Origin of the sequence: Paenibacillus sp. VT-400 (assembly GCF_001029205.1) — a bacterium.
GTDB classification, from domain to species: Bacteria; Bacillota; Bacilli; order Paenibacillales; family Paenibacillaceae; genus Paenibacillus; species Paenibacillus amylolyticus.
On the sequence record NZ_LELF01000067.1, the window covers coordinates 69,114 to 87,500 of the forward strand.

Annotated in this window: 17 protein-coding genes; 14 read left to right on the forward strand and 3 right to left on the reverse strand. The window is 44.5% G+C overall.

Annotated features, from left to right (window positions below):
* Window positions 1–17: 17 nt before the first annotated feature.
* Window positions 18–1,052, reverse strand: coding sequence for a PocR ligand-binding domain-containing protein (locus tag EL84_RS11020; protein ID WP_036606178.1), 1,035 nt, complete (start codon window positions 1,050–1,052; stop codon window positions 18–20).
* A 305-nt stretch (window positions 1,053–1,357) separates the two neighbouring features.
* On the opposite strand from EL84_RS11020, the gene EL84_RS11025 reads away from it, so the two are divergent.
* The 8 genes from EL84_RS11025 to EL84_RS11060 all read left to right on the forward strand — a co-directional run bounded on the left by EL84_RS11025 (window position 1,358) and on the right by EL84_RS11060 (window position 11,474).
* Window positions 1,358–2,500, forward strand: a complete 1,143-nt coding sequence (locus EL84_RS11025; RefSeq protein ID WP_017690500.1) for a glycerol dehydrogenase — start codon at window positions 1,358–1,360, stop codon at window positions 2,498–2,500.
* Window positions 2,500–4,269 (forward strand): dihydroxyacetone kinase subunit DhaK, encoded by a 1,770-nt coding sequence (gene dhaK / locus EL84_RS31290; RefSeq protein WP_047841727.1) that lies wholly within the window; start codon window positions 2,500–2,502, stop codon window positions 4,267–4,269. Before EL84_RS11025 ends, dhaK begins: the two co-directional genes overlap by 1 nt.
* Before the next feature lie 394 nt (window positions 4,270–4,663).
* Window positions 4,664–5,701 (forward strand): siderophore ABC transporter substrate-binding protein, encoded by a 1,038-nt coding sequence (locus EL84_RS11035; protein ID WP_047841728.1) that lies wholly within the window; start codon window positions 4,664–4,666, stop codon window positions 5,699–5,701.
* Between the two features lie 31 nt (window positions 5,702–5,732).
* On the forward strand, window positions 5,733–6,743 hold the full coding sequence (locus EL84_RS11040) for an ABC transporter permease (RefSeq protein WP_414855723.1): 1,011 nt from the start codon (window positions 5,733–5,735) through the stop codon (window positions 6,741–6,743).
* Window positions 6,740–7,804, forward strand: coding sequence for an iron chelate uptake ABC transporter family permease subunit (locus tag EL84_RS11045; RefSeq protein ID WP_047841730.1), 1,065 nt, complete (start codon window positions 6,740–6,742; stop codon window positions 7,802–7,804). The genes EL84_RS11040 and EL84_RS11045 overlap by 4 nt, the downstream gene beginning before the upstream one ends.
* On the forward strand, window positions 7,801–8,553 hold the full coding sequence (locus EL84_RS11050; protein ID WP_047841731.1) for an ABC transporter ATP-binding protein: 753 nt from the start codon (window positions 7,801–7,803) through the stop codon (window positions 8,551–8,553). The genes EL84_RS11045 and EL84_RS11050 overlap by 4 nt, the downstream gene beginning before the upstream one ends.
* A gap of 319 nt (window positions 8,554–8,872) precedes the next feature.
* Window positions 8,873–10,051, forward strand: a complete 1,179-nt coding sequence (locus EL84_RS11055) for an alanyl-tRNA editing protein (protein WP_047841732.1) — start codon at window positions 8,873–8,875, stop codon at window positions 10,049–10,051.
* Window positions 10,052–10,169: 118 nt separating this feature from the next.
* Window positions 10,170–11,474: a hypothetical protein gene (locus EL84_RS11060; protein ID WP_047841733.1), complete on the forward strand. Its 1,305-nt coding sequence runs from the start codon at window positions 10,170–10,172 to the stop codon at window positions 11,472–11,474.
* 582 nt (window positions 11,475–12,056) lie between these two features.
* On the opposite strand, the gene EL84_RS11065 is transcribed toward EL84_RS11060, so the two are convergent.
* Window positions 12,057–12,404, reverse strand: a complete 348-nt coding sequence (locus EL84_RS11065) for a DUF1801 domain-containing protein (protein ID WP_047841734.1) — start codon at window positions 12,402–12,404, stop codon at window positions 12,057–12,059.
* Entirely contained in the window at window positions 12,401–12,976 is a 576-nt protein-coding gene (locus EL84_RS11070; RefSeq protein WP_174806482.1) for a GNAT family N-acetyltransferase, read from the reverse strand. The genes EL84_RS11065 and EL84_RS11070 overlap by 4 nt, the downstream gene beginning before the upstream one ends.
* Window positions 12,977–13,231: 255 nt before the next feature.
* On the opposite strand from EL84_RS11070, the gene EL84_RS11075 reads away from it, so the two are divergent.
* The 6 genes from EL84_RS11075 to EL84_RS11100 all read left to right on the forward strand — a co-directional run bounded on the left by EL84_RS11075 (window position 13,232) and on the right by EL84_RS11100 (window position 18,371).
* The gene (locus EL84_RS11075; protein ID WP_047841735.1) at window positions 13,232–13,687 is read left to right on the forward strand and encodes a GNAT family N-acetyltransferase; all 456 of its coding nucleotides are present in this window, start codon (window positions 13,232–13,234) and stop codon (window positions 13,685–13,687) included.
* 165 nt (window positions 13,688–13,852) lie between these two features.
* A complete protein-coding gene (locus EL84_RS11080) occupies window positions 13,853–14,134 on the forward strand; it encodes a hypothetical protein (protein ID WP_036606188.1) in 282 nt (93 codons plus the stop codon).
* 137 nt (window positions 14,135–14,271) lie between these two features.
* A complete protein-coding gene (locus tag EL84_RS11085; RefSeq protein ID WP_076253463.1) occupies window positions 14,272–15,624 on the forward strand; it encodes an amino acid permease in 1,353 nt (450 codons plus the stop codon).
* A gap of 114 nt (window positions 15,625–15,738) precedes the next feature.
* The gene (locus tag EL84_RS32135; RefSeq protein WP_047841736.1) at window positions 15,739–16,125 is read left to right on the forward strand and encodes a hypothetical protein; all 387 of its coding nucleotides are present in this window, start codon (window positions 15,739–15,741) and stop codon (window positions 16,123–16,125) included.
* Between the two features lie 20 nt (window positions 16,126–16,145).
* Entirely contained in the window at window positions 16,146–16,436 is a 291-nt protein-coding gene (locus EL84_RS11095; protein WP_047841737.1) for a hypothetical protein, read from the forward strand.
* 180 nt (window positions 16,437–16,616) lie between these two features.
* On the forward strand, window positions 16,617–18,371 hold the full coding sequence (locus tag EL84_RS11100; RefSeq protein WP_047841738.1) for a methyl-accepting chemotaxis protein: 1,755 nt from the start codon (window positions 16,617–16,619) through the stop codon (window positions 18,369–18,371).
* The last annotated feature ends 16 nt before the right edge of the window (window positions 18,372–18,387 follow it).

Sequence of the window (18,387 nt, forward strand, 5' to 3'; positions counted from 1 at the left end):
AAATAGTATCAGTGAATCTACATTTTCTCCTGGAGGTATTTGCGATAGAGAGCAGGCGTAATTTCCTCGAACTTTTTGAATATTTTGATAAAATATCCCGATTCATTAAATCCCAGCTCATCACTGATCTGTGAGACAGGCATGTCGGTGACCTCCAGCAATTGCTTGGCCCACTTTATCTTGAGTTTTGCCAGATAGGTGGTGAAGTTCTCGCCCGTTTCCTTGGCAAACAGTCTGCTGAAATAACTCGGACTCAGGTGGCATAGATCGGCCATTTGTTTGAGTGAAACTTGTTCACTCTTGTGACTGTGAATGTATTCAAAAGCAGGCTGAAGCACCGGGCTGGAGCTTTCCGTGTCACTTGGGCTGTTCTTCAGATAAGCATCCGCTATCGCATTGGTCATCTCTTTTTTGATCGACTCGATATTACGAATGGAGTAACCCGGCAGAATGGTGGAGAGGTTTAGAGTCTCCTGATTGCCTGAAGCTTTTTCGAACATTTCAACTAACAGATTTTTGTTTAGCGCTTCTTCCACAATGTAGTTGCAGAGCAGGGATAACATGTTGGAGATTTTCACAATCTCTTCATAGGTCATCACAGGTAGCTGGGCGTAATCATCCTTTAATTCCTCCAACTTGGCTGCATGCATGGGTACGTTTTTGGACGTGACAATTTGCTCCAAGTCGCTACCCTTTTCCGGATCGGCGAGTTTCACTTGTCCTGCCATGACGGCACCGATATATTTGCCATCAATCGTGATCGGAATCGCGATATCAATAATATTGAAGTGGCATAAATACACATAAGGCTCGTTCAATCGAACGGCTTCCAGACCACCGCGTGAATCACATTTTTGACAGTAGGGGAGAAGCTCCGGGTCTTTACGCACATTCTGGCAGAAAGCCTGACAGCTGCTGTGACTGGTTACGGGAATGCCTTTATAATCAACGGTGAGGATCGCCAGTTTGGTTACTGTTGCGAGAGAATCTTGTAGGCGCTTCCATTTATTCAGGTCGAGAATTTTATTGATATGCAGATATTCTTTGATCATTGGTGCAACCTCCATAGGCTAACCTGATTCATAATTTAGGCCGTTAAAAGTTAGCAAGTTGTACATATTAAGATGTAATGATGACGGGTAATGTATAATGGGAGGTCAAAATTCAACCATCTCATGACAATAAGATACCATGATTGCGTCAAAAAGCAAAAAATTACGATTGTAAATTATAATAATTTGTTATCAAAGTCCACTGTAAACCTGCTGCTCATGCGTTATATTAAGGTCAATTGTAAGAAATTAAAATTTGATGTAATCACTACACGATTTCATATCCTTAGGAGGCATATATTATTATGAGAAAAGCATTTATCAGCCCAACCAAATATGTACAAGGCGAAGACGAGTTGTTGAACCTGGGGTACTTTGTTAAATCCTTTGGAGAATCTGCCTTGCTGATTGCACATCCGGATGATGTACAGCGTGTCAAAGCAAAGCTGGATGCAACAGCGGAGAAATTTAATATTACGTTTGTTGAAAGCGGTTTTAAAGGGGAATGTTCCCGTGAGGAAGTTGCGCGTCTGCAAGCGATCGCGAAGGAAAAAGGATGTGACTCTACCATCGGTCTTGGTGGCGGTAAAGCGATCGATGCGGCGAAATGTGTAGCTGAAGGCGAAGCACTGATTATCTGCCCAACGATTGCGGCAACAGACGCACCGACAAGTCACTCCGCTGTATTGTACACACCGGATGGTTCTTTTGATGACTATGCTTACTTCAAACAAAGCCCAAGTGTGGTACTCGTTGATACAACGGTAATTGCTAATGCACCAACACGTTTCCTCGTATCCGGTATGGGAGATGCGCTCTCTACATACTTCGAAGCAAGAGCAACAGCGAAATCTTATTCCCGTGTAAACGCAAGTCTGCCAATGGGTTCCCGCGAAGGATATACACCTTCTGCTGTAGGTACCAATGCGGCACTTGCACTGGCAAAATTGTGTTATGAAATGCTGCTGACTGATGGTGCAAAAGCAAAAGTAGCCAGTGACAGCAACGTCGTGACTCAGGCGCTGGAAAATATCGTTGAGACCAACATTCTGTTGTCTGGTCTTGGATTCGAAAGTGGCGGTCTGGCCGCAGCACATGCAATCCACAACGGTTTGACTGTTCTGGAAGGCACACATCACTTCTTCCACGGTGAAAAAGTATCCTTCGGTACAATCGCACAGCTCGTCCTTGAAAATGCACCAACTGAAGAGCTGCATGAAGTCATGGACTTCTGTCTCGAAGTGGGACTGCCGATCAGCTTGGCGGATATCGGTGTAGATACGATTAGTCAGGAAGAACTGTTGAAAGTGGCAGAGATCGCTTGTATTCCGGAAGAATCCATTCACGCCATGCCGTTCCCAATCACCGTTCCTGAAGTAGCTGCTGCCATTGCAGCGGCTGACCGCATGGGCCGTGAGTACAAAGCAGCTCGCCGGGAGGTAAAATAATGAAGAAAATTATTAACCAGGCCGAACATGTTGTTATGGAAATGTGCAACGGGATTGCGCTTGCACACCCGGAGCTTGAATTTCTGAAAAAATATAAAGTCATCAAACGCAGAGAGATTCAGGCCGATAAAGTCAGCCTGATCAGTGGCGGAGGCAGCGGACATGAACCGGCTCACGCTGGTTATGTGGGTAAAGGCATGCTGGATGCAGCGGTGTGTGGAGATGTATTCGCATCTCCTTCCCAAATCCAGGTGTATCAAGCGATCAAGGCAGCAGCCAGCAACAAGGGTACACTTTTGATCATCAAGAACTACAGCGGCGACATGATGAACTTCAAGAATGCAGCGCATCTGGCTGAAGAAGATGGCATCGACGTACAGTATGTGCGTGTTGAGGATGACATCGCTGTACAAGACAGCTTGTATACCGTTGGACGTCGCGGCGTTGCCGGAACTGTACTGGTTCACAAGATCGCCGGAGCAGCAGCCGAAGAAGGCCGCAGTCTGGCTGATGTGAAATCCGTTGCTGAGAAAGCAGCTCAGAACGTGCGCAGTATTGGTTTTGGATTCACATCCTGTACGGTGCCCGCCAAAGGCACGCCTACATTCGAAATTGCTGAAGATGAGATGGAATTCGGCGTAGGGATTCATGGTGAGCCAGGGATTCGCCGGGAGAAAATCGTATCGGCTGATGAATTGGCAGGACGTATGGTCGAAGCATTGCTCGCAGACATGAAGCTGGATAAGGATGCATCCGCTGAGATTGCGGTGCTCGTGAATGGTTTTGGTGCAACGCCACTGCAAGAACTGTATCTGCTCAACAATTCCGTTCAGCGTGAGCTTGCTGGACATGCAGGTCTGAAGGTCGCTACTACGTTTGTAGGCAACTACATGACAAGTATCGATATGGCGGGGGCATCGGTTACGATCCTGAAACTGGATGAGGAACTAAAAACTCTGTTGTTCAAGGAAAGTGATACACCTGCATTTAAAGTATCCGGCCCTCCAGCAGCACAAGTGGCGTATTCCGAAGCGCTGGAAGCCGTTGTGGGTGAAGACGCTCCTGTATCTTACGAAGTGGAGACGGATGCATCAGCTGCGGTCATCGAAGGCAATCAATTTTCACTGGACAATGTCGTCTATCTGATCGATAAAATGGGTGAGATCATCATCAAGAACGAGGTACCGTTCTGTGAACTGGATTCACATGCCGGTGATGGCGATTTTGGTATGAGTGTGGCAAAAGGCTTCCGCCAGTTGAAACGCGAATGGAATCACATCATTAACGAAGATAAAAAAGACATCGGATCATTCCTTGATGCATGTTCCTTGGTCATCATGGAATATTGTGGTGGCGCATCCGGCCCGATCTGGGGTTCAGCATTCCGTGCAGCTGGCAAAGCAGTAGGGGATAAACAGCAATTAAACGTTGCTGAATTTGCTGAGATGATCCATGCAGCCGTGCAAGGGATTCAGTCCACAGGAGAACGTTCCTTCGGACGTGGTGCCGTTGTAGGTGATAAAACCTTGATCGATGCACTCGTTCCGTGTGCCGATTCCTGGACTCAAAGTGCGGAGTCTGGCGATGACTTTAAAACAGCATTTGCCAAAGGTGCAGCAGCAGCCGTTGAAGGTGCGAAGAAAACGGAAGACATCGTGGCACGCATGGGACGTGCAGGTGCCGTCGGCGATCGTAGTCTGGGCTACCCGGATGCTGGCGCGTATGCGCTGGGTGTTATTTTCACAGAATTATCTGAGTCTATGAAATAAGAATGTTGGTGAAAAATTAACACATTTCGATGAGAAATATAATTGTATAAAGTGTTCTTACTGCAAAAGAAGTATCACACAGTGATGCTTCTTTTTTTGTATTGAAATGTCGATTTTTATGCATATAAATACATAGAATGGAATATTTGGTTCATAATTTCGCCATGAATTAAAACAATTAGGTTGTTGAAAATGCCTTCTAACTTGTTATAATATAACCTATTGATATTGATAATCACTATCATTTGTTGTTTTGTTACTCAGCACTACAGTGAAAAGGGGTTAAGTTTATTCTCTAAATTTACGTCTGAGGAGGTATATGATACTGAGTTTATCCAACACAGTACGCTGCGTGGGAATCCAAATTTTCTAAATCTAGGGGGATATAAATTAAATGAGAAAGTCTATTTCTTCAAAATTAATGTTTATCATGGTTGCAGCTTTAACTTTGGTGTTGGCAGCTTGTTCAAGTAATGAACCTGCTACGACGGATACTGCGAATACAGAGGCTACAACTTCCGATGCTGCTACTACAGCTACAGCCACAACAGTTGAAATTACGGATGCTCATGGAACGGTAACTGTGCCTGTAAATCCAACGAAGGTCGTTGCTCTGGATAACAGAACATTTGAGACTCTGTCCACTTGGGGCGTCAAATTGGCAGCAGCGCCGAAGGATGTAATGCCTGCGGATTCACCATATGTGGCAGATGAATCGGTACAAAATATTGGGAATCACCGCGAACCAAACCTTGAACTATTGGCATCAATACAGCCTGACCTTGTCATTGTTGGTCAACGGTTTGCTAGCTACTATGAAGACATCAAAAAATTAGTACCTAATGCAGCAGTGATTGACCTTAATATTGAGCTTGAAGAAACAGCATCACCTGGAGAAAACTTTGTTAACGGCCTTAAAGATGCAACAACCAATCTGGGAAAGGTTTTCGAGAAGCAAGAAGAAGCTGCCCAACTGATTGCTGATTTTGATAAAGCTATTGAAGAAGCTAAGGCCGCTTATAACGGTGAAGATAAAATTATGAGTGTTGTGGTTTCTGGTGGAAACATCGGTTTCTCGGCTCCTCTAACTGGACGTGTGTGGGGACCATTGTATGACATTTTCGGCTGGGTTCCGGCACTAGAAGTGGACAAATCATCTTCTGATCATCAAGGTGATGATATTTCTGTTGAAGCGATTGCCCAAAGTAATCCGGATTGGATTTTCGTACTGGATCGGGATGCAGCTGTATCTGCTGAAGAAGGTGCCGTTCCGGCTCAAGACGTTATTGATAACTCACCTGCTCTGAAAAACACCACTGCTATTACTCAAAAACAAATCGTTTATGCTCCAAACGATACGTACACCAATGAATCCATCGAAACTTTCTTGGAGTTGATTAACAACCTTACGAAAGCTTTAGCTAAACAGTAAAAAGGAGTATGCTGCAGTGCAGAAAAATTTAATACCAAAATTAGCTGGGGTTGAGAATTCTCAACCCCAGCGTCATAATCCGAAAAAGCTATGGACCATACCTTTTATCATTGCGATTCTAGCCACTATTATTTTAGGCATTACATCACTGCTTATTGGAGTCTATGACATACGAGGACAAGTGGATGGAATGGAGATGTTCTTCATTACTCGTGTCCCACGAACTGTTGCATTAATGCTTACCGGTGCCGCCATGGCAATGGCAGGACTGGTCATGCAGCTTATTACACAGAATCGCTTGGTGGAACCTACCACCACCGGAACAATGGAATGGTCAGGACTGGGGATCATGTTTATTTATCTGGTCTTTCCTGCTCCGAGCTTAACGCTAAGAATGACTGGTGCAATCATTTTTTCTTTTATAGGAACGATGATTTTTTTTATGTTTCTGAAGAAAGTTAAACTCCGTTCGTCTTTAGTTGTCCCGATTATTGGGATGATGCTTGGAGCTGTCATTTCTGCATTTTCAACTTTCGTTGGGCTTGTGTTCCAAATGACTCAAAATATCGAAAGCTGGTTTGCAGGCTCCTTCTCATCTGTGCAAATTGGCAGGTATGAATATTTATGGCTCATCGTATTGGTGACTATTCTTATATTTGTTTTTGCTGATCGGCTGACATTAGCCGGACTAGGGGAAGATGTCGCTACCAGTCTTGGCGTAAATTATGACAGGATCATTCTTTTGGGTACTGCGCTTATTTCACTGGCCGTTGGAATCGTTGCAGCGGTCATTGGGAACTTGCCTTTTCTAGGGTTAATTGTCCCCAATATTGTTTCCATGTTTAGGGGTGACGATCTCAGGAGCAATTTGCCATGGGTGTGCTTATTAGGGATGGGCAGCATCATTGTGTGTGATATCCTTTCTCGTGTCATTATTATGCCTTTTGAAATACCTGTCTCGATGATCCTTGGAACAGTGGGAGCCGTCGTATTCATTGTCATTTTGTTAAGACAAAGGCGGTCAACAAGGAGGGTAAGATGAGCGACTTGGCAAGTAGAAATCCACTAAATATCGAAATCGATTCTAGCCGTCGTCCTAAAAAAAGATCAGCTAGAGCCTTCCGTACCAAGAAAGAAGAAAAGCGCTATTGGATTTTGCTGATAACATTAATTATTCTGGGCGTTTTTGCATCAGTTGGGCTACTGATTTATAACAATCCGGTCCCGGTGTCTTCGCCTTCTTTCATACCTGTTGTTACAAGAAGGGTAGTTGCTCTGGTTTCAATGCTGATCGCTGCAATTTGCCAAAGTTTATCCACGGTTGCTTTTCAATCGATTACGAATAACAGAATTATAACTCCGTCTCTTTTAGGTTTTGATGCTATATATTCAACCATTCATACGAGTACTATATTTTTCCTTGGTGCTACGGTATTTGTGAATTTTAGCGGTGTTGATTCCTTTTTATATCAAGTTGTTGCAATGGTCATCATGTGTTTAATCCTTTATGGATGGCTGCTTTCCGGAAAATACGGAAATTTACAACTTCTGCTTCTAGTCGGTATTATCATTGGGACCGGGCTGAGATCCGTATCTTCATTTATGAGAAGACTTCTTGCACCGTCTGAGTTTGATATTTTGCAGGCAAGAATGTTTGCTTCCGTGAATAATGCGGATTCTGCCTATTTCCCGATTGCGATTCCTATTGTCATCATTGCAGCAATTCTGCTGCTTGCTAATGCCAAGAGGTTAAATGTACTGTCGCTGGGTAAGGATGTCTCGACTTCCTTGGGAACTAAACATCAAAGTAGTGTGATTTATACGCTGGTCCTGGTTTCCATTTTGATGGCCATTTCGACGGCTTTGGTTGGACCACTTACATTCTATGGATTTTTAGTTGCGATTTTGAGTTATCAGGCCGCGCAAACCTATGATCACAGATATGTTTTCCCAATGGCACTGGCGATAGGGTTTGTAATCTTAACCGGTGCATACTTTGTTATGAATCATGTTTTCAATGCCCAAGGTGTTGTTTCCATTATTATAGAATTGGTTGGCGGACTAACATTTTTAATTGTGATTTTAAGGAAGGGTTCTTTATGATACAGATCAATAATGTCAAAAAAACCTATGCAGCCGAGGTAGAGATAGGCCCTTTGAATATTCATATACCCAAAGCCGGTCTTACTTCTTTAATTGGACCCAACGGTGCGGGGAAGTCAACGACACTTCTGATGATCGGAAGACTTTTGGATTTGGACGAAGGTCAGATCAAGGTTGCCAATATGGATGTTTCCACATCCAAATCAAGGGATCTGGCCAAGATTATAACGGTTTTACGACAAGAAAATCATTTTGTCACAAGGCTTACCGTTAGACAACTTGCTGGATTTGGACGGTTTCCTTATTCTAAGGGAAGATTAACGGATGAGGATGAAGCTATAATCTCTAAATATATTGATTTTCTAGACTTAACTGATCTGGAAAATAGATATTTAGATGAGCTTTCTGGTGGTCAAAGGCAAAGAGCTTATGTCGCCATGGTTTTGTGTCAGGAGACGGAATATGTACTTTTGGACGAGCCTTTGAACAATCTGGATGTTGCGCGTTCTGTTCGGATGATGGAGCATCTGAGATATGCTGCTAATGAATTCGGAAGAACCATTCTGACGGTTATGCATGATATCAATTTTGCCGCCAAATATTCGGATCGAATATGTGCCATGAAAGATGGTCAAATCGCCGCTTTTGGAACCGTAGATGAAGTGATGGACCCCGAAATTTTAACAGATATTTTTGAAACAAAAATTGAAATTATTGATGGTCCGTATGGACCGATAGCGATCTATTAGCTACAAGAGTTTAATGAAAAGTTGTTTGTTTAAATGGCTTTCAGAAAGTAGAGTGATTATTCACTCTGCTTTTTTTTATTAAAGTCGAACAAGACAGTTTGAATGTTTATCTTAAAAACATCATAGAACGATAAGCCTTTACCAGAAGCATCTTCCTGCAAACGTTCCTTTCTCGATTAATAGCTATTTTCGCTCACAGAGTAGTCTTTTGGATATGAAAAGGGGATACCCTATGCCATAAATTGGCTTGAAGGTTCCAGATAGTGTAATCTTGAGATTATGAAAACTCATTTGAACGAGAAGGGATCGGGATGATTCAATGACGCAAAAAATCTATTATGACTCTGCTTACACAAGAGAGTGGCATACAACGATTACAGGCAGAGTGGACAAGGAAGATGGCGTATATGTCACGCTGGCGGAGACTGCTTTTTACCCGCATGGGGGCGGACAGCCTTGTGATCTGGGACGAATTGGCGGCATCGCTGTTCTGGATGTGAACATTGAAGATGGCGAGGTGTGGCATAAGCTGGAACGCGCCCCTGAGCAGAACGAGGTACATTGTGAGATTGACTGGGAGCGAAGATTCGATCATATGCAGCAGCATACGGGTCAGCATTTGTTATCGGCAATCACTCTAAATCTGACTGAAGCGATGACCCTCAGTTTCCATCTCGGTACGGAGTATGACACGATTGATGTGGCTTCGGCTGAACTGGGAGCGAGTCAATTAACCGCCATTGAACAAGAAGTGAATCGTCAGATCTATCGTAACGCTCGCATCAACACGTCCTGGGTTACAGCAGAAGAGGCGGCACAATTGCCACTGGTGAAGCAGCCTACGGTAACGGAGGACATTCGCATCGTCGAGATCGAGGGTGTGGAGTATAACGCCTGCGGTGGAACGCATGTGTCGGCGACGGGTGAGATTGGGATCATCAAACTGTTGAAAACCGAAAAAGTGAAGGGCGGCACCCGCATTTATTTCAAATGTGGAACAAGGGCGCTGAATGAATTCGCAGCTACACAAAATGTGCTCAACAGCATCATGGTTAAATTAAAGACCAGCAAGGACGAATTGTTGGAGCGCATTGAGAAAATGGAGCTGGAGCAAAAGCAGCTGCAAACCGAATTGAATGCAGTGAAAACAACCAATGATGCCTATTATGCGGAGGAACTTCTGGCCGCTCGGCAAGGGCTGGTAATTGCTCAGGTCTTTGAAGACAAATCGCTCAAGGATATGCAGAGTCTTGCTACCAAGCTGACGGCAGACCATGAGGGGCTTGTACTCTTTGTGAGCATCTCGGAGGCCAAAGTAGTTCTGGCACAGAACGGCCAACCGCCTGAATGGGCTTGTGGACCTTTCTTCAAAGGTAATCTTGGAGCCTATCAAGGCAAAGGTGGGGGCAGTGAAAAGATGGCTCAGGCAGGCTTTGCCAGCAGTGAAGATGCGCTTGCTTTTTACGAATTCACCAAGGACCAGTTGGGACATCACTGATTCGCATTTCCTTTTCGAGACAGGCAGTATTGAAATATGAGTAAGGGACAAACACGTCACATTGTGGCGTGTTTTCCATGGCATGATGAAGCGAGCAGATAGTAGAGGGGGTTGGAACATGACAGAACGAATTCCGTGTATACGGGAAGGGTGTGCAAATACCATTTTACCAGCAACAGCGGCGAAAACGGGTGGTTATTGCATGCCTTGCAAGCAGGAGATGGAACGCGAGGAGCGCCAGAGATACATTGAAGCGAATCGACGTGACGTGAACTTGTATGCAGGTATCACAGACCCGGTCGAAATTTTGAAAATCATTCACAAACCTCAGGTTCGCGATCCACTAATTCGTTATACACCCTATGAACAATCCGAGGAACAGGTATATCTATCTTTGTCTGTAGAGCAACAAGATCAGATGAAGGATTACGCGATGCAACGGATTCGTACAGGTGATGAAGATACGGGCAAAGACATTCTGGTATATCTGGTCTGCTACCATGATATATCGTTGACTGCCGAAATTCCTGAGCTGCTGGAACAGGAGATCTATTATCCTGCCATTTTGTATAAAAGTGCCTCGGGTGAGGTTCGTGATCATCTCTTGCAGCAGGTAAACACAGATGATGAGAATCGGAACCACATATTGCTCATGCTGGCCCATATCGGAGATGATGTTGTCGTGCAGCAGTTACGGCAGTGGAGACAGTCTCCGCCATCTTGGGCGAACGAATTATACGTGGCACCTGAGCATTACACCACTGAAGCTGGTTGGGAGCTTACAAAAGACGGGCAGCGTAGGGAATTATTCACCACCCCAAGTTATTCACTCTATAAAGTAAAAGAGAATGAAGGACCTAACGTGGAGTTAACCGGAAGTTCACTATCGATGCTGAACCCTAGCACCAATTGCTGTCCATGGTGTGGCAATGCGTTAACCACCTTAATTAGTCTGGATGTTAAGCATCCCGCTCTGAAGGACGTGTCTTGGCATGCCCAGCAACTTCAGATACAGACTTGCGTGATATGCAGCAGTTACGGTGTGGTTTACATGGAGATGGACGCGGCAGGGGAACCGTTATGGAGTTCACATAATGTCATGCCTATGGGAATGGACGAGATTGACCTGGACGACTATGGTAAACTTGCACCGGATGTTGGCCGGCAGTTTCGGATTGCGAATGCATCGCGTCATGCATTCCATGCCAGTGAGTGGGCGATGGAGCCATCGTTATCTCAGGTCGGCGGCCATCCAGGATGGGTTCAAGATGCGGAGTACCCAACATGTCCACGCTGTTCCACGAGAATGAAGGCTGTCGCACAACTGGATTGGGGCGAGGTTGAGAAATATGGTGAGGGTATGTATTACATGTTCATATGTGAGCCGTGTCAGATGACCGCCGTATCGTACCAGCAATCTTGATGGTGGAAGCTAGTATAAAACATAATAAAAGCAATTATAAGCAGTCATCTTATTATGATATTACACCGCTTTTAAGGTTGGAATGACAGTAGTAGACAGACTATAACCAAGGGGCATCCCGAAGTTCTTGGAACTTCATGGGATGCCCCTTTGCCCTGCGCAGGATGGATGTGAGATATCTTTGCTACAGCCAGTCGTTTATGCTATATGGTCAACCAAAGAGACATTAGGGTGTTTTTTTATCTACGTGCAGAGGCGGCTTGTCGTACTAACACAGTCTAACGAATCTAGCACATCTTATTAGGCGAATTTCCAGCAGTGTAGGATTCTAACGAATCTTAGCCACTCTATTTCTCCAATTGTCATGGTTTTTCGAAGAAAATCGAAGGGGGTTTCTGTATTAAGACTGCTGAGATTCGTTAGAATTTCATATGTTTTTAAAACGGCGATATAAGGTGTGTCCGATTCGTTAGCGCTTGGCCCAAACCCAAACTCACCCCATACACTCCAACCGCACATTACCACTCACACATTACTACCTAAGTTACTACTTCGGCGTATGTGCCTCTTTACTAGACCCGTCTACAATTCCGCAGATGCCTGCTTTAACAAATCAGCCAACCATTCATAGTCCGGCGTATCTTTTTCCTTGAGTTTGATCGTTTTTCGTTCTTCCGGGCCTTCAAATATCCCATCGGGTAGATCGAGTCCGGTTGCATTGAAGATGGTGAAAGACATGGCTTGTTTGGAAGGCGAGATGACCGCAGCGTACTTTCCGTTTTTCAAAAAATGAGGTTTCTTGTATTGTACGCGTTCTTGTACGTCAGGGATGGTATCATGCACTAACTGGCGCAATTGTTCAGCGATTTCTACTTGCCAGGGGATCTGAATCTGTTCAATAAACGCAGTAACTTCTGCATTCTTGGTCATACTTGTTCACCCTCCGTATGGATCTGATTGTGTGTTTCCCATTCTGGTCTTAGGATTCCCATCATCAAGCGGTCATAACGCTTACCATCACGATATACAGCTGAGCGTGCACGACCTTCCAACTGAAAACCAACCTTTTCATAGGAACGGATTGCTTTGGCATTGTAGGCGATGACATCGAGACCAACTCGGTCCAGATTCATCTCATGGAACGCATATCGTAAAATAAGATTCAACGCTTCCGTGCCATATCCCTTGTTGCGATGTTTGGCAAGTCCGATGCCAATGGCAAGCTGTCCGCAGCGGTTGTTCCATTCAATGCCATGAATGACGACAAAACCAATCAGCGTATCCTCTTCATGCGTGCGAAGTCTGAAGTAAACTTCCTTGTTCTTCGTTTCGCCCTCATCCTCCAACTGTTTCTCCGAATAGGGAATGGCCAGGTCAGTATCCACATTCCGAAGGTACTCCGGGTCTTCGTTCCATTGCAGCATGGTCTGCACGTCTTCAGAGCGTGGTGGCGTCATCTTTAATCGTTTGCTATAAAACAGGTTATCCGTAGTGAGTGTCATAGGGTTCTCCTTTAAATTAAGTTAAGCTTGCTTCACCTTAGTTCCACGTTTAACTCTATGTATATTTCGCAATAGACCTCGCCCCTTTGGCATATGATAGCCTCATCATACTGGAAATTATAGGTGAATCACAATAGCGTATTTCAGTGGATATAAGTAACCTCTTGTCATAAAACCTAACACGGTAGTAAGATGAAATGATTGATATACATTCAGTGATAAAACCAATAAAAATGTCGGCGGGAGTGGTACGTTATGGAGATCAAAGTGGATGATTTGAGTGGAGTCCAAGTTAAGGCTTTAATTGCGGAGCACTTGCAAGGGATGGCAGCAGATTCGCCTCCAGAGAGTATTCATGCGTTGAATCTGGATGGACTCAAGAAGCCCGAAATTACATTCTGGTGCGCATGGGAAGCGGGAGACCTGATGGGCTGTGGGGCAATGAAAGAACTGAATCCGGAGCATGCAGAGTTGAAATCGATGCGTACCGCTTCGGCTCATCTGAGAAAAGGCGTAGCGAGAAAAATTTTGGCACATATTATGGAGGTTGCCACAGACCGTGGTTATAAGCGAATCAGTCTGGAGACGGGTTCAATGGATTCATTTATCCCGGCAAGGAAGATGTACGAAGATTTCGGATTTGAATATTGCGAACCATTCGCAGATTATGTATTGGACCCGAACAGCACGTTTATGACGAAAAAAATCTAAATGAATTCACATGACAAACCAGTATTCTGTTTTTTTACAGGACGCTGGTTTTTTAATTTTGCAACATATCGTACATTTTAAGAGATGGAAAAAGAGTAGAATAAACTCAATAATACGCATTAAAACAACGTGGCCTTGTGACGAAGAATGTGGAGGGAGTCGTACATGATTTACTGGTGGTTCGATCATATGAATCCGCTGTTTGCTGTCTTGGTGTTATGTCCCATCATTGCTGTGATGCTTGGAGTATGCAGTTATTTTGCCAATTGGTTTAGACTCTGGGTAGCGCTGGTTATATCTTTTATGCTGCCTTTGTTGTATATCGCGAGTGATCTTTCAACATGGGGTAGTAACATAGGCGCTTGGTTCATCTATGGGGCAGGGTACATTTTGCTAACCTGGATTGTACACAGATTGCTTCGTGCCATTGTGGGGTATAAAACATAGGTTATGTCCATATATGTTTGGGATGAATTGGCCATGAGGAACTTCTGGGCTGATTGATGGACAATAGGGTATACTGGACATTATGTCTATGAAACAAGACAGCATTACAGACGTTTTTTACATCAGGAGGACTTGAATTGGCTCAGACAGAAGGAACACTACAGAAGAAGCTTAAACCAAGACACATCAGTTTTATGGCTATGGGTGGTGTCATTGGAACGGGAATTTTTAAAGGCAGTGCAGAGACGATTGGACTCGCAGGTCCGGGCGTTATTGTCACGTACATTTTTGCCGGATTATTGCTGCTGGTTGTTATGGCCGCGATGGCGGAGATGGCTACGGTGTACAAGAACAAAAATATGAAAGACTTCGTGCAGGAGGCATTTGGTAGCAGAGTATCCTTTGTTATGGGATGGATGTACTGCTTTCTATGGTTATCGGTGTGTGTCATTGAGGTGATTGCCGCCGGGAGCTTTTTGCAGTATTGGTTCAGTGAAGTACCGCTGTGGATGCTGAGTCTGGCTTGTGCGGCGTTCATTATACTGGTTAATCTGTTAAGTGTAGGTGTGTTTGGGGAATTTGAGTTTTGGCTGGCCGGGATCAAAATTGCCATGATCATTATTTTTATCTTCCTGGGTGCAGGATTGATCTTTGGCATTATCCCGAGTGATAACACGCCATATCTGCAAAATTATACGCAAGCAGGCGGATTCTTCCCGAACGGATGGTCATCGATCTTCTCGGCACTGCTTGTGGTCATGTTCTCCTATGGGGGATCGGAGCTGATTGGTCTGACCCTGACCGAGACGGAAAATGCAGAAAAGGTTATGCCCAAAATCGTGGGTAATTTCATGCTCAGAATTATTCTGTTCTTCACCTTGCCGATTCTCATCATCTGTGGTCTTATCCCATGGAATGAGATCGGGCCGGAGAGCAGTCCATTTGTTCAGGTGCTTGCATCCACGGGACTGCCGGGAGCAGCACACATAATGAACTTTATTTTGGTGACTGCCGTTCTGTCTGCTGCGAATTCAGGGATCTATGGTGCATCCCGGATGATGCACTCCATGGCAGTGGGTGGGGAAGCTCCGAAGGCATTGTCACAGACCAATCGCAATGGTAGCCCTGTTAACACACTTCTGGTGTGCTCAGTGGTTTTGCTCGGAGGTTCCTTGCTTGGCCTGTTCGCGCAGGATCAACTGTTCCGCGTATTGCTCGCAGTTCCGGGGTTTGTCGTAATCCTTGTGTGGATCTGTATTGCCTCATCACAGTTGAAACTGCGGAAGAGATATCCGGTTCAACCGACCTTCAAAGTTTGGGGATTCCCTTATATAACCGGAGTTGTTGTACTATGTCTTAGTGTAATTGCGGTGATGTTTGTGTTTGATGAAGGTAATCGGTTCAGCATTAGTATCTGTCTTGCCGTGCTTGCGTTGCTGATTATCTGGTCCCTAATTCGATTCAGAAGGACGAATAAACAAACAGTTTAGTATGAATGGGTAGTATACAAATGTAGAACAACATGACATCTCGGCGCTTGCGCCGGGGTGTTTTTTTGTATGCACTAAGGGAACGATCTTATTTCGGAACTGGAAGATCTGTTTTTGTTATATTTCCCTGAACAGTTGATATCTGTTTCGAAACAATTTGCAGCAGCTCAGAATCATGTTTTTCTGATGAATAACATCTTGAAACAACAGTTTTTCGAAATCGAAAGACAGTGGGATGGTACTATAGCTCATGAGATTATTGGACATTATGAAGCGTTTAAAAGCGGAAAAGCTTTCGAATTATATAATCTTGACGATGCAACGTATGCGCGAAATTTTGCGTTGGACGAAGCACAAGCCAGTATAAGAGCGGCGAGATTTGCCCCAGAGTTAACTTCTGTAGAGAGAATGACACTACTCAGAGATGCGATTACGAGATTGAAAAATGCAGATCTCCGTGTAAAGGATGTAAAAAACGAACTTTATATTCAACATAGATAGAAGGAGAAGGGATTGTAATTATGTATAAATTAATGAATGTTGGAGATATTTTTGAATCGTCAGAACATGGCACTATTTTAGTGGGAATCAATCCTGATCTTGATAATCTGAGCCATGATCAAATTAAAAAGCGAATCAATAATTATATTTTTGTACGAACACCTGACAATAAAGAATTTTCAATAGAAGTGGTTTCAATACAAATCTCAAGTTCGTTAATGAATAAAAAAAGTATTGGTATATGTGTTGGTAAATCAATAAGCCAATCCGAGATCCCTATTAACTCAGTAGTGTATACACAAAACTCCTAATACTGATCCAATGAACAAAGGTACCACGGCCATGATAGCGTTTTTATGTAAACCCAATATTTTCTTGCCTAATTCGACATATTCGTTTACTATTTTCCCATACATAGTGCTTCAAGCATGTGTTTTTTGGGTAGCGCCTAGTCAAAAAGGCTTGGGTTCACGGGAGAGGAAGAGGAGCGGATGATTGGTTTTTTTAGAAAACGTTTGGTTGTGCGCATTGTTGCAGTAGTCACACTGGTCATTACGATTATAGCCATTGGAAGCATGCTGTTACAGGTGGCCAATATGAAACTAGCTGCGCAGGAGGCCATTTCGAGTTACAACATCCAGATTGCTCAGAGTTATGTGAATCAGCTGGATACAGCATCTTATGCCGAGTTTGCCAAGGACCCCAAGGAGAATGACGAATTCTTGAAGATTCGTGATGAACTGGATGACTTTCGCGTAAGCATTGGTGCAATGTATGTGTATTTCGTCAAAATAGATGACAAAGGTACGCCACTTATTATGGTGGATGGTATGAAGGATGCAGATAAAGCCTCACCGATTAATGAAGTTACGGATGTCCCTCAGGAGGCTGTGCAGAAGCTGTTACAGGGGCAAACAGCCAGTTCTTCGATTATTAACAATGAGGAGTACGGCGACTATATTTCCTCTTACGCTCCCATGCTGGATAGTAATGGCGCTGTAACAGGTGTAATTGGTATCGATACGGCAGTATCGGTGATCGGAAGCATTGAGTCAAATATAATGAAATCGAGTATTCCCTTCTATGCCTTATTGCTACTGATTACACTTATAGGCATTGCTGTTGTCACGTGGTTTATCGTAAGAGGACTGCGACCACTTCAACCGCTGAAGGCGAGTGTGGAAAAAATGGCACAGGGTGAGCTTGCAGAAGCGAATCAAATTCTGACGTCGTATCGTTTGCGCAGCCAAGATGAGATTGGAACAACATATCAAGCGATGATACATATGTCTGGTAACTTGAATAAGATTGTGAGTAACATGGTTGAAGGCGTAGCAGTAACCACAGATATTTTATCGGAATCAACGAAGGAATTTAATCGTAGTACCGAAGAGATGCTTGAGATGGGCAAGACGGTTGATCAATCTGTCGAACAGATTAGGCAGGGTGCACATACGCAGAAGCAGGGTGCAAGCGATAGCGCGCATGCGATGGAAGAGATCGCAAAAGGCATAACGGATATATCCGAATCCTCGATGGTTGTATCGGATGCGGCATCAAGTGCGCTTTCTACGGCGGAGTGCGGTAAACAGAGCATGACACTGATGAAAACACAGATGGAGAGCATCTCAAATGTCTCAAGTGAAGTTGTAGCGATGGTTCAGGTGCTGAACAACTACTCCCAGGAAATTGGTGGTGCCCTGCACACGGTTCGTGACTTTGCGAGTCAGACGAAGCTACTTGCGCTTAATGCATCCATAGAGGCAGCACATGCAGGAGAACACGGCAAAGGTTTTGCGGTTGTGGCGGATGAAGTTCGGAAGCTTGCTGAGGCCTCAAGCACATCCATGGAACGGATCTCCGACTTGCTGCTTCGTATTCAACAAGAATCACAGCAGATTGGCTCACAGATGGGGGTTACTGCAACCGAGATTGGACAAGGGGTTACAATTACCGCAGAAGCGGAGCAAGCTTTCGCTCATGTAGTTGACGCGTTCCAACTGGTAACCAGTCGCATTCAGGAAGTCTCCGCTGCGGCAGAGGAAATCTCGGCAGGTTCGGAAGAGGCCGCAGCCTCCGTCAATACGATCTCGCAGATCTCAGCCGGGGTGTCGGATCATTCGGATGATATCTATCGCTTGATGCGTGAACAGTCGGCCATGTTCAACAGGGTGGCGCAAACCTCCACCATGCTGGAGCGGCAGACGAACGAGATGAGTGAAGCCGTACGAAAAGTTAAAGTATAGTTTGAGTAAGGTGTAG

Excerpts from the sequence above, each read along its gene's own strand:
- EL84_RS11020 (WP_036606178.1), bottom strand. The coding sequence starts at position 1,052 with ATGATCAAAGAATATCTGCATATCAATAAAATTCTCGACCTGAATAAA.
- EL84_RS11025 (WP_017690500.1), top strand. The coding sequence starts at position 1,358 with ATGAGAAAAGCATTTATCAGCCCAACCAAATATGTACAAGGCGAAGAC.
- dhaK (WP_047841727.1), top strand. The coding sequence starts at position 2,500 with ATGAAGAAAATTATTAACCAGGCCGAACATGTTGTTATGGAAATGTGC.
- EL84_RS11035 (WP_047841728.1), top strand. The coding sequence starts at position 4,664 with ATGAGAAAGTCTATTTCTTCAAAATTAATGTTTATCATGGTTGCAGCT.
- EL84_RS11045 (WP_047841730.1), top strand. The coding sequence starts at position 6,740 with ATGAGCGACTTGGCAAGTAGAAATCCACTAAATATCGAAATCGATTCT.
- EL84_RS11050 (WP_047841731.1), top strand. The coding sequence starts at position 7,801 with ATGATACAGATCAATAATGTCAAAAAAACCTATGCAGCCGAGGTAGAG.
- EL84_RS11055 (WP_047841732.1), top strand. The coding sequence starts at position 8,873 with ATGACGCAAAAAATCTATTATGACTCTGCTTACACAAGAGAGTGGCAT.
- EL84_RS11060 (WP_047841733.1), top strand. The coding sequence starts at position 10,170 with ATGACAGAACGAATTCCGTGTATACGGGAAGGGTGTGCAAATACCATT.
- EL84_RS11065 (WP_047841734.1), bottom strand. The coding sequence starts at position 12,404 with ATGACCAAGAATGCAGAAGTTACTGCGTTTATTGAACAGATTCAGATC.
- EL84_RS11070 (WP_174806482.1), bottom strand. The coding sequence starts at position 12,976 with ATGACACTCACTACGGATAACCTGTTTTATAGCAAACGATTAAAGATG.
- EL84_RS11075 (WP_047841735.1), top strand. The coding sequence starts at position 13,232 with ATGGAGATCAAAGTGGATGATTTGAGTGGAGTCCAAGTTAAGGCTTTA.
- EL84_RS11080 (WP_036606188.1), top strand. The coding sequence starts at position 13,853 with ATGATTTACTGGTGGTTCGATCATATGAATCCGCTGTTTGCTGTCTTG.
- EL84_RS11095 (WP_047841737.1), top strand. The coding sequence starts at position 16,146 with ATGTATAAATTAATGAATGTTGGAGATATTTTTGAATCGTCAGAACAT.
- EL84_RS11100 (WP_047841738.1), top strand. The coding sequence starts at position 16,617 with ATGATTGGTTTTTTTAGAAAACGTTTGGTTGTGCGCATTGTTGCAGTA.